General features: G+C 66.8%; 8 protein-coding genes. 4 read left to right on the top strand and 4 right to left on the bottom strand.

Features of this window, described 5'->3' with window-relative positions; translation table 11 throughout:
* Window positions 1–8 precede the first annotated feature (8 nt).
* The 4 genes from ACQR1X_RS03590 (at window position 9) to ACQR1X_RS03575 (ending at window position 4501) form a co-directional block, all read left to right on the top strand.
* The gene (locus ACQR1X_RS03590) at window positions 9–470 is read left to right on the top strand and encodes an Lrp/AsnC family transcriptional regulator (protein ID WP_434882235.1); all 462 of its coding nucleotides are present in this window, start codon (window positions 9–11) and stop codon (window positions 468–470) included.
* 424 nt (window positions 471–894) lie between these two features.
* Window positions 895–1302: a hypothetical protein gene (locus ACQR1X_RS03585; protein WP_315802531.1), complete on the top strand. Its 408-nt coding sequence runs from the start codon at window positions 895–897 to the stop codon at window positions 1300–1302.
* A 777-nt stretch (window positions 1303–2079) separates the two neighbouring features.
* Entirely contained in the window at window positions 2080–3183 is a 1104-nt protein-coding gene (locus tag ACQR1X_RS03580; RefSeq protein WP_434898338.1) for a ferredoxin, read from the top strand.
* 55 nt (window positions 3184–3238) lie between these two features.
* Window positions 3239–4501 (top strand): 2Fe-2S iron-sulfur cluster-binding protein, encoded by a 1263-nt coding sequence (locus ACQR1X_RS03575; RefSeq protein ID WP_434898337.1) that lies wholly within the window; start codon window positions 3239–3241, stop codon window positions 4499–4501.
* A gap of 474 nt (window positions 4502–4975) precedes the next feature.
* Here ACQR1X_RS03575 and ACQR1X_RS03570 read toward each other — a convergent pair whose 3' ends face one another.
* From ACQR1X_RS03570 to ACQR1X_RS03555, 4 genes are all read right to left on the bottom strand, one after another.
* Window positions 4976–6148, bottom strand: a complete 1173-nt coding sequence (locus ACQR1X_RS03570) for a fumarylacetoacetate hydrolase family protein (RefSeq protein WP_316183515.1) — start codon at window positions 6146–6148, stop codon at window positions 4976–4978.
* A 73-nt stretch (window positions 6149–6221) separates the two neighbouring features.
* The gene (locus ACQR1X_RS03565) at window positions 6222–9200 is read right to left on the bottom strand and encodes an autotransporter outer membrane beta-barrel domain-containing protein (protein WP_434898336.1); all 2979 of its coding nucleotides are present in this window, start codon (window positions 9198–9200) and stop codon (window positions 6222–6224) included.
* A 267-nt stretch (window positions 9201–9467) separates the two neighbouring features.
* Window positions 9468–10421: a DMT family transporter gene (locus tag ACQR1X_RS03560; RefSeq protein WP_315802556.1), complete on the bottom strand. Its 954-nt coding sequence runs from the start codon at window positions 10419–10421 to the stop codon at window positions 9468–9470.
* Between the two features lie 197 nt (window positions 10422–10618).
* Window positions 10619–11458, bottom strand: coding sequence for an aldo/keto reductase (locus tag ACQR1X_RS03555; RefSeq protein WP_434898335.1), 840 nt, complete (start codon window positions 11456–11458; stop codon window positions 10619–10621).
* Between the last annotated feature and the right edge of the window lie 32 nt (window positions 11459–11490).

Here is an 11490-nt window from a genome sequence, read left to right as displayed (position 1 = left end):
TGATTCCAATGCCAGAACTCGACGCCATCGACCGCAAGATTCTCGGCCACCTCCAGGCCGACGGCCGCATCACCATGCAGGAGCTGGCCGACAAGGTGGGCCTCTCGGTCTCGCCCTGCCATCGCCGCGTGAAATTGCTGGAGGAGCGCGGCGTCATCACCCGCTACATCGCGAGCGTCGACCAGAAGGCGCTCGGGCTGCACGTCTCGGTGTTCATCTCCATCAAGCTGGCGCGTCAGAAGGAGGAGGACCTGAAGCGGTTCGAAAAGGCGATCTCCGCCTGGCCCGAGGTGCTGGAATGCTATCTGATGACGGGCAATCGCGACTACCTGCTGCGCGTGGTGGCGGCCGATCTGTCGTCTTATGAGGCGTTTTTGAAGACGAAGCTGACCCGGCTCGACGGCATCGCCTCGATCGAGAGCAGCTTTGCCCTGAGTCAGGTCAAGTACTCGATTGCACTGCCGGTGTGAGCCAAGCAATCGCCACGACCTCCGCTGTCGTCCCGGCGAACGCCGGGACCCATACTCCGCGGCGGCCGTGGTGAAACAAGCCTGGTCCAACATCTCGCGCAACAACATCTTCCTGGGGTTATGGGTCCCGGCGTTCGCCGGGACGACACCGTGTTTGTTGAAACGAGACGCCCACCAAGATTTCCGTCATTGCGAGGAGCGCAGCGACGAAGCAATCCAGAGCGCATCCGCGGCAAGATCCTGGATTGCTTCGCTGCGCTCGCAATGACGCCCGTACTGTCTGCCGTGCTCAGGTTGTCCGACAGCACTTTCTGATGCATGAGAATATAGTTTCGCGACCTCGCGACACGTTTTGCGCCCGAGCTTTGATTTTTCGCCCTCTCATCAAAGAGGGCGCAGGGAAGGCCGGGCGCTGGCCGCGCCCGTGGCCCGCCTGCTCAAAAAAATGCAGGCGGCAGGTACCACAGGTCTGGCCGAATACGCCCGGCCCTCCCTGCGCGATGGTTTTGACGGCTGCTTCGCGTTCTCCCCGGCGCACCGGCTTTTGGCCACCGTTGCCTGCGCGGCGCGTGAGCGCCGGCGCAAGCGTGACACCAGCATCGGGGTGTCAGGACCGCGCGACTTGACCGTGCGTGCATCGCCGTTCGTCCGCGCGAATGATCACGCTGCAACGACACACGCCCATCGCATTCCGCTGCCGACGTCCATGACGACCGCGATACGTCCCCTCCGACGCAACGGAACGGGCCGGACTCTAATGCTGATTTTGCGAAATCGGCAAGTGGATTATTTTTCAGCGGAGGGCTGGACAGGATTTTCACGCGCGATCTGATTTGCCCGTCGGGCAGCCATAGCGCCGTCGCACTCCGCGACGCCGACCGGCCGGGTGCCGCGCCGGTTTCGGAGCTTAACCCTCATGGTGAGGAGCGCCGAAGGCGCGTCTGCGGACGATGCTGCGCATCGCCGGGCGAGCCACGAGGTCCGAGCAGGGACCTCGCCCTTCGAGACGCCCGCCTTCGGCGGGCTCCTCAGGGTGAGGAGAGGAGGCTTGCCGCGGGACTAAGTAGTCAGTGGCCAACACGGCGATCGTGGGCTCTCGTGAGGTTGGAGATGATGACCCATGTTCAACTCCGGCTTCGAAGCTAACCCTCATGGTGAGGAGGCGCGAAGCGCCGTCTCGAACCATGAGGCCCACGATGAGACCGCATACTCACCGCCTTGATCGCGCCTGCGATGCGTCACAGCGAAGGCCGTCATTGATCCAGATCAAACGCCCTCAAAAACACACCCCAGATCCGGATCAAATCCTTGATGTTCCTCGATTTGATCCAGATCAAACGGCCGCACGCCTACCGCAGCATGGCCCAGACACGTCCATATTGGCCGTCAAAAAGCGCCACATCTCGCCGTCAGATTCCGCGGCACAGCATGCGCTGATGACGCGAACTAACAGGCACGGCGGACCAACACGTCCGGCCCGAAATCGTCACACCAGCGCGCCCGTACAGAGAAACCAGCGTCCTGGAAAGCAATGCGAAACAACAGCGCTCAACGTTCGGCTCAACACGATTATGCTTCCCACCAACGACAGACCCGGCCACTCGCCCACGTGGCCGTGAACGTGGCACCGGCCCGGTATCAGCCGGCCGCACAGCCCGGCAGCCGCAGCACCGGACGCGGCGAGCGGCGGTTCTGGCTGACGATGCAGACGGTGATGCTGGCCGTCGGCGTGCTGCTGGTGAACCTGCTGCTGTTCTTTCCTGCGCTCGGCATCGCGCTGATGTGGAATCTGCTGATTCCCGTCGCGCCCGCCTTGGTGACGATCTCGCCCGGCCTGTGGCGCAACATCTGTCCGATGGCGACATTCCATCTGCTGCCGAACAAGATGGGCATCTCGCAGAACATCAGGATGCCGGAATGGGGCGCGGCGACGCTGGCGGTGATCAGCGTGACGCTTCTCTTCATCGTGGTACCGATGCGGCGCATCGGGCTCAATGTCGATGGCCCGCTGACGGCGGTCATGCTGCTGTCGGCCGCGGTCATGGCGTTCGCGATGGGCTCGGTGTTCGAGATGCGCTCGGGCTGGTGCACCTCGCTGTGCCCGATCCATCCGGTCGAGCGGCTCTACGGCACCAACCCGGCGCTGACCTTCAAGAACGCCCGCTGCAACATCTGCGAGGCCTGCAGCAATCCGTGCCCCGACTCCACGCCGGAGCTGACGCCGACCGCCGGCGTGCCCACCAAAGTCCAGCAGTTCCTCGGCAACTTCCTGATCGGCAGCTTCCCCGGCTTCGTCTGGGGCTGGTATCAAGTGCCGGACTATCCGCCGCAGCAGGTCGACCAGGCCGCGATCATCACCGCCTATGTGTGGCCGCTGGGCGCCGCGCTCATCAGCTACGTCGTGTTCAGGGTCGGCGAGCACATCCTGCGCTACAGGCCCGCCGCACGCACCCGGATGCATCGCATCTTCGCGGCGGCCGCGATCAGCACCTACTATTGGTATCGCCTGCCAGGCCCGGCGTCGTTGCTGCCGGACTGGTTTCCGCTGGTCTCGCATCTCATCACGACGCCGTTCTTCTTCTGGTTCCTGGTGCTGCGCTCGCCGAAGGTGAGCTGGCTGAAGCGGCCGGTGATGGCGTCGAACTACTGGTCGAGCCGATTCGAGAGCACGGCCAACAAGAATCTCATCCGCGTGTCGCCCGGCAAGGCGTGAAGCCCCGCGGTCTCGTCCCACCATCGTCACAGCGTATCCGATCGAGGAGTAAACCATGTCGAACTTCAGGACCGTCACCGTCAAGGGCCGCCAGTTCCGCGTCCGCGCGGGTGACGTGCTGCTCGATGGCGCGCTCGCCAACGGCGTCGAGATTCCGTTCGACTGCCGCGCCGGCACCTGCGGCACCTGCATGGTTCACGTCTCGAAGGGGCAGACGGTGTGCGGCGAGACGCATACGCAGGGCATGATCTATGCATGCCAGGCGCGCGTCGTCTCCGACCTCGACGTCGACGTGGAGGACGTGCCGGAGATCGATATCAGCAAGGCACGGCTGGTCGGCCTGCGCGAGGTCGCGCCAGATATCATGGAGCTGATGATCGCGCCCGAGAAGAGCATCAGCTATCTGCCGGGCCAGTACTTCAAGTTCATCTTCGCCGGCTATCCGGCGCGCGCCTACAGCCCGACCGCCTCGTTCGACGGCCGCATCGGCGGCCGCGTCATCCATCTCAACATCAAGAAGGTCCGTGGCGGCCGCGTCACGCAAGCGCTCGGCAGCGGCATCCGGCCCGGCCATCGGCTGCGCATCCAGGGGCCCTATGGTCACGCGTTCCTGCGTCCGGGCGGCACCGGCCGTCTCGTCCTCGCCGGCAGCGGCACCGGCTTCGCGCCGATCTGGGCGATCGCGGCGATGGCGCTGCGCGAGAACCGCAGCCGTCCCATGGTGATCATCGCCGGCGCCAAGAAGCTGCCGCAGCTCTACATGACGCCGATCCTGGCGCAGCTCGCGCGGCTGCCGAATGTCACGATCATTCCGACCGTGGAGGAGGGCCCGATCAACCATCCGTCGATCCGCACCGGGCGGATCGAGCCGCACATGCCGACGCTGACGTCCTCCGACGTGGTCTATGCCTGCGGCTCGCCGCGCATGGTGACCGCGCTCGCCGGGATGGTCGAGAAGGCCGGCGCGACGTTCTATGCCGACCCGTTCGATTCAGCGCCGCCGGAAGCGCCATCCGGCCTGATCGGACGCATCAAGACGCTCGTGGCGCGACGTCCGCCCGAGCCTGAACCGGGCCGTGACGGCGGCAGGGGACGTGACGCGTCGCTCGATCCGTTCGAGCGGGCGTTGTCGCTGGTGCCGAAGGATCCGATCGACGACGATCTCGGCCTGCGCCGGTCGGAGCCACGGCGCAGCCCGGCCGCCGAACGCGACCACGCGCTCTCGCTGGTCCGCGAGCGCGCCGCGCGCGGCGATCCCGCCCAGCTGCAGGAGCGCCCGCGCCGCGTCGCCGGCGAAATGGCGTCGGGGCATGTGTGAGGCGAGTGAGGCGGCCGCTCCAATTCCCAACATCGCGCTCGCAAGCATGAAGGGGCGTAGAGCCGGCAGAGCCGTACAGCCGTCCTTCGAGACGCCCGCCTCCGGCGGGCTCCTCAGGACGAGGGCTGAGTGTGCGGCGCGATCCTCAAGAGCTTCAAACCCTCTCCATGAACACGCTAACAGCGTGTTCATGGTCCCGTATGCAGCGGCTGCTCCGCCACTTGCCCCTCATGGTGAGGAGCGCCGCATCGCGGCGCGTCTCAAACCACCAGGCCCCAAATGCCTCGATGCACACCGGTCGTCACTCCGGGGCGCTCGCGCAAGCGAGCGAGCCCGGAGTCCATAGCCACGAATAGACGTGGTGGAGCACGATCACTGAGAGCCGTCTGACTCACGACGGCTGCGGCGTATGGATTCCGGGCTCGCGCTGCGCGCGCCCCGGAATGACGGCGAGGATGGAGAGGCAGCCCGTCGTCAAATCAGCTTCCGCCGCGCCAGGCTGCGCATCAGGGCGCCGACGCCGAACGTCCACGGCTCGCATTCGTCGCTGTTGCGCATGCGGTTGACGAGGCGGCCGAGCTGCGGGGCTGAAATCGTGACGATGTCGTCGCGCTTGTGCGTAAAGCCCTGACCGGCTGCGTCGCGGTCCTTGACCGGTGCGAACATCGTGCCGAGGAACAGCGCGAAGCCGTCGGGGTATTGATGCACGGCGCCGATGGTCTGGGCGACGAGATCGGTCGGATCGCGACTGATCTTGCTGATGGAGGAATGGCCGTCGAGCACGAAGCCGTCGCTGCCGGTCACGTTCAGCGCGACGTCCATCTTCCTGACGTCGTCGAGCGAAAAGCTCCTGTCGAACAGGCGCAGCAGCGGTCCGATGGCGCAGGAGGCGTTGTTGTCCTTGGCCTTGGACAGCAACAGCGCCGAGCGGCCCTCGAAGTCGCGCAGGTTGACGTCGTTGCCGAGCATCGCGCCGACGATCTTGCCGCGGCTCGACACCGCCAGCACCACCTCCGGCTCCGGGTTGTTCCAGGTCGATTTCGGATGCAGCCCGGCATCCATGCCGGTGCCGACCGACGACATGGTCGGCGCCTTGGTGAAGACCTCGGCGTCGGGGCCGATGCCGACCTCGAGATACTGGCTCCAGGCGTTCTGCTCGATCAGCACCTGCTTGAGGTGCATGGCCTGGTCGGAGCCGGGCTTCAGCTTGGAGAAATCGTCGCCGACGAGACGCACCACCTCTGTCCGGATCGCTTCGGCGGAGGCCGGATTGCCGCGCGCGCGCTCCTCGATGACGCGCTCCAGCATCGAGATCGCGAAGGTGACGCCGGCCGCTTTGAGCACCTGGAGATCAACCGGCGCCAGCAGCCACGGCTTGGCGGGATCACGGCGATCGGGGGGCGTGTTGGCGAGGATGGCGGCGAGGTCGCCGATGCGCTGCCCGCCCATGCCGCGCAGTGCAGCCGCGGGATCGTCGTGCTCGCACAGCGCGCTGACGGTCGGGAAGGCCGAGGTGACATCGTAGACGCCGTCATCGCGCACCGCCACAACGGCCGGACCATCGACGTCGGGTCGCCAGACCCGGCCGACCAGCGTTCCCTGGGTGCCGTCGTCGGGCAGCATGGTCTCGGGCGTCAGATTGATCATGGCGTTCTCCCTGGTGTCTCGTTGAGGCAGCCGTAGCATTGCTGCGAGAACGATCCAAGATGGGAGCGCGCGATCACCAGCTGTAGCGCACCGCGCCCTTGCCCGCGTAGGAGCGGCTGATGGTCGAGAACTCGCCTTCGAAGGTCGCGGCCGCCGACCAGCCGTTGCGCCAGGCGATTTCGGCCGAGGCCGTGGTGAGCGCGAGGTCGCGCGACTGCGCGGCGCCGTTGACGATGAAACTCGTGCCCGGCAACGCCTGGAAGCCGGCGGTCATGGTGCGATCCGGGTTGAAATTGTGCGCCCAGGCGGCGCGGCCACGCAGCGACAGCACGCCGTCGGCGAGCGCAAACGACCGGTCGACGCGCGCGCCAAGCTCGGCGCGCGCATCCGTCACGGTCTTGCCGGCATAGCTCAGCGCGAAGGTGCCCGCGCCGGAGAGCACCTGCTCGGCATAGGACGGCAACACGTAAGCCGTCGCCTGCCCGCCGAGATAGGGCGTGACCCCGCCCCATCGCGTGGCGTAGCGGCGGCCAGCCTCGAGGCGGGCGGAATAGGCCGATGCATTGAAGCGGGCGCGGAGCTGGTCGACGCCCGCGACGGCCACGGTGCGGTCGGTGGTCACGTCGTGCCAGCCATAGGCGAGCGCGGCGGAGAGATAGTCCGGGCCGTTGCGATAGCGGGCGAAGGCGCCGGCCTGGAACAGGTCGGAGCGGCCGCTGCCGCCGCCATTGACGCTGAAGCTGGTGCCGCCGCCCGACAGCGCGAAGCCGGCCAGCCAGTTCGGCGACACGATGTAGTCGGCGCCGGCGGCGAAGCCGACCTCGCGGATGGTGGTGTCGTTCGAGCCGAGCGCGGCATTGCCGTCGGTGAACGAACCGCCACCAAACGGCGCCGCCCAGGTGCTCCAGCGCTCGTCGAAGCGCCGGGCCAAAGCGGCCTTGACCGGCATGCGCGCGAAGGCATCGCGCGGTGCGGCGCCCTGCCCTGCGTCGGCGAACGCCGCCGGAGCCGATGGGTTCGCACTGCGCCCGGCGACGAAGGGATCGGTCATCAGGCCAAGGAATATCTTCATCGAGTCGAACATCGCCTGCTGCGAGGCGGTGGCGATCTCGCCGGACGCCTGCGTCAGGCCGGCCGGGGTCAGCGCGCCGAAAGCGAGCGGGATGCCGCCGGTGCGGTTGAAATAGCCGGTCGTGGTGTCCGTGACGTTCTGCTGGTTGGTGTTGGTCCCGGCCGTGCCGAGCGTCAGGTTCAGATAGACGTTGTTGGCGTCGTAGCTCAGGCTCGAGGAGAAGTTGGCCGGCAGGTTGGTGTTGACCAGCGTATTGAAGGTGCCGCCGACGCCGCCGGCGGCGTTGACGATCGTGTACCGCTTGTTGACGTAGCTCCCGGGGGCGAACGCCGCCTGCACCGTGGCGCCACCCAGCGTCGCGGTGCCCGTCACGTTGACCCGGTCGGCATTGGCCGGCGACACCTCGACCATGTAGCTCGCGGCAGCCGTGAACACGAGATTGCCCTGCACCGTCAGCAGCCCGATCGAATTGCCGGGCGCGAGCGCGCCGCCATTGACCAGGGTGCTGCCGACGACGCCGTTGCCGCCGAGCGTGCCGCCGGCATTCACGGTCACGCTGCTGCCGGCGATCGAACCGTCGACGGCGAGGATGCCGCCATCGACCATGGTCGCGCCAGTGTAGGTGTTGATGCCGGACAGCGTCAGCTTGCCGCTGCCGACCTTGGTCAGCGCGCCCGGTCCGACCGTGCCGCACTCGCACGGGTCGTAGTCGCTGATCACGCCGGAGACCTCGGTCGAGAGATTGTTGCCGCCAACCACCAGCGTGTTGAAGGCGCCGATGTAATAGTTGCCGGATCCCGCCAGGGAGCCGGCGGTGATGCGGCCGTCGCCATTGGCCCCCGTGCTGCCGGAGAAGTCGACCACGCCGGTGCCGTTGGTCACGAACTGCGCGGCGCCGCCGGTCGTATTGTCGAGGAAACGGGTGCGACCACCGGCATTGGTGATGATCGTGGCGGAGCCTGCGGTCGCATGGTCGAAGAACAGGGTGGAAGCGCCGTCGTTGGTGGTGATGGTCGCATTCGCCGCGGTGGAATGGGCGTTGAACTGGATATGCCCGTCCATGTTGTTGGTGATCTCTGCGTTGCCCGCGGACGGCGTGTCGCTGCCGAAGCCCATCCCGAACATCAGGTAGGAATTGCCGCCATTGGTGATGACCGCGTTGGCGGCCGTCGCGGCATTGACGAACGCGACCAGGCTGAACGTATCATTCGTGATCGTCGCATTGCCGGCGCTGGTGTTGGCGTTGAACAGCGTGCGGCCCTGATGGTTGGTGATCACGGCGTTCCCCGCCGTCGCCGTATCGGTGCCTCCGGCGACGCCGAACGCCGTCGTGGCGATCGACTGGTTCACGATCGTCATCGTGCCGGCGGAGCTCGCGCCGAGGAAGTTGGTGGTGCCGCCATCATTGGTGAGCGAGACGATCCCGGACGTATCGGCCCTGACGACGTTGAAGATGCCGAAATTCGACACGTCGCCGATGATGCGGGCGGTGTGGGTGGCGTCGCCGAGCTGCAAGGTCGCGCCGTTGCCGATGAAGGTGCCGCCCGAATAGGAGTTGTTGCCGAGCAGGATGGTGGTGCTGTTGCCGAGCAGCTCGGCGCGCACGCCGGCAACGGTCTCGCCGAGGTTGTTGCCGATGGTAATGGTCTGGCCGGAATTGGCGTCGTTGATGAAGCCCCAGCCGGAGCCGGCGACGCCGAAATTCACGTCGGCGCCGCCGATCGCATAGGACTGGGCGTTGCCGAGGACAATCCAGGCATCCGGATTGAGCGGCGCGGTGACCGTGATGGTCGATGCGCCGGTGGCGCCGAACAGCGCCTCCTGGCCGCTCGATGCCGGCGGCGCGCCGGCCGGCGGGGTCTCCCAGTTGGTCGCGAGGTTGTAGTCGGAGGTCGCAGTCGAAGAGCCGGTGCCGCCCCAGGTGTAGTCGGTCTGGGCCTGCGCCGACGTCGTCGGCCCGAGCCCGAAGAGCCCGAGCATGAGCCCCAGCGCGCCGCACACGCCTCGCGCCGTCGGACGCCCCGCCGTTTCGACCCGCCTCTGCACGCAATCCCCCGATCTTGCTCTGCACCCCCGTGATGCAATCCAAGACCTAGCAGGCGCGCGGCGCCCGCCGAGATCGACGGCGCCCCTGTTTCTTGTTTGAAATCAGCGCGTTACGCGTTTGATCGCGGTTGTAGCGGGCGCGCAACGCATCCACCCAAAAAGTCGCCCCCCGCAATGGCCTGGGGACGTGCGACCGATGGCTCACGGATTCGGCGAGCTCTCGCCGGCGACCTGCAGCAGTTGCGAGCGACGGACGCGCTCGCGATGGGCAGTGTAGAGGCCGCTGGAAACGATGAAGGCGGCGCCGACGATGGTCCAGACATCTGGCACCTCGCCGAACACCAGGAAGCCGAGGATGCTGACCCACAGCAACTGGGTGTAGGAGAACGGCGCCAGCACCGAGGCGTCGGCATAGCGGAATGCCAGCACGACGATCCACTGCCCCATGGTCGAAGCGACGCCGACCAGCACGCCGAAGGCGATGTCCTGCCAGGACGGCGTGGTCCAGACGAACGGCACGATCGCGGTGAGCACGCAGACGCCGGCGATCGACGAATAGGTCATGATCGTGATCGCGTGCTCGCGCCCGCTCATCATCCGCGTCATGATCAGGGTGCAGGCCCAGGCGAAGGCCGAGACGATCGGAAACAGCGCGGCAAGATGGAACGCGCCGGTGCCGGGGCGAAGAATCACCAGCACGCCAAACAGGCCAACCGCGGTGGCGACCCAGCGGCGCAGGCCGACCTTCTCGCTGAGGAAGATGATCGACAGCGCGGTGACGAACAGCGGCGCGACGAAGCCGGTGGCGGAGGCCTCGGCGATCGGCAGGTAGCGTAAACCAGTGATGAACATCAGCGACGAGCCGAGCAGCGCGACGCCGCGCAGCAACTGAAACTTGAGCTGCGCGGTGCGCATCGCGAACAGCGGCGAGCCCGGGATCATCGCCGGCACCATGATGAGCGCGAATACGACGAAGCGGATCCAGGTGATCTCGATCGAGGGCAGCGTCTTCGACAGATATTTCGCCGTCACGTCCGAGGTGCCGAGGAACACGGTCGACAGCAGGATCAGCGCAATGCCGCGGAACGGCCGGTCGGCGCGGGCGGGCGCGCGCTTGCGCCGGGCCTGCGGCTTGTCCTGCACGGACGTCGGCACGTCGTCGAGGCGCGCGGCGGCGGCCGCACTCGGGGGCGGGGTCACGGTCGAACTCAAAGGTTGGCAGAAGCGACGATTCGGTGAGTGGCGACAAAACGCCAATCGCGGCCGCGGGACAACCCATGGAAAGCGGGCAGCCGATATGCGCTGGCTACGCGCCGAGGTAGCAAACATCCGTAATTTTCCGTGATGCTGCGCTACAGCATGGGCAGCCCACGCGGCTTCGGCCCGCGCGGAAAGGCGCGATCGATCGCGGCGATCTCGGCCGCGGTGAGCTCGATGTCGCCAGCCGCCGCATTCTGCTCGGCATGCTCGGGCCGTGACGCCTTGGGGATCGCGAACAGCGATGATGCCCGCGTCAGGAAGGCGAGCGCGACCTGGCGCGGCGTCGCGCCGTGCTGCTCCGCGATCCGCTGCAGCACCTCGCCGCCGGCGCTGCGGCGTTCCGGAAAGTCGTCATGGCCGAACGGCGAATAGGCGACGACGGCGACGCCGCGCTGGCCGCACCACGGGATGACGGCATGCTCGATGGCGCGCTCCTGCAGGTGATAGAGCACCTGGTTGCAGGCGATCCTGCCGTCGCCGGCGACCTCCAGCAGCTCGTCGAGATCGTCGACGTCGAAATTGCTGACGCCCCAGGCCGCGATCTTGCCGGCCGCCTTGAGCTCCTCGAACGCTGCCACCGTCTCCGCGAGCGGATAGGAGCCGGGCCAGTGCAACAGATAGCAGTCGAGCCGGTCGGTCTTGAGCCGCTTCAGCGAGCGCTCGCAGGCGGTGATGGTGCCACGGCGGGAGGCGTTGCTCGGCAGCACCTTCGACACCAGGAACACGTCGTCGCGCCGGCCGGCGATGGCTTCGGCGATGACGAGCTCGGCATCGCCATACATCTCCGCGGTGTCGATGTGGCTCATGCCGAGATCCAGGCCGCGCCGCAACGTGGCGATGGCGCGGCTGCGGTCGGCGTGGTCGAGATACCAGGTGCCCTGCCCGATCACGGACACGCCGGCGCTGCCGGTTCCGAATGTCTTGTGCTTCATGGGCGGGAGCATAGAGGACGCGCAGCGCGGCG

The organism is Bradyrhizobium sp. HKCCYLRH3073, assembly GCF_051167995.1.
Taxonomy (GTDB): domain Bacteria; phylum Pseudomonadota; class Alphaproteobacteria; order Rhizobiales; family Xanthobacteraceae; genus Bradyrhizobium.
Note: the sequence above shows the minus strand (reverse complement) of the source record. Positions and strands in the feature narration are given on the sequence as shown.

Coding starts and splice junctions, on each gene's coding strand:
- ACQR1X_RS03590 (WP_434882235.1), top strand. CDS start 9: ATGCCAGAACTCGACGCCATCGACCGCAAGATTCTCGGCCACCTCCAG.
- ACQR1X_RS03575 (WP_434898337.1), top strand. CDS start 3,239: ATGTCGAACTTCAGGACCGTCACCGTCAAGGGCCGCCAGTTCCGCGTC.
- ACQR1X_RS03570 (WP_316183515.1), bottom strand. CDS start 6,148: ATGATCAATCTGACGCCCGAGACCATGCTGCCCGACGACGGCACCCAG.
- ACQR1X_RS03565 (WP_434898336.1), bottom strand. CDS start 9,200: ATGCTCGGGCTCTTCGGGCTCGGGCCGACGACGTCGGCGCAGGCCCAG.
- ACQR1X_RS03555 (WP_434898335.1), bottom strand. CDS start 11,458: ATGAAGCACAAGACATTCGGAACCGGCAGCGCCGGCGTGTCCGTGATC.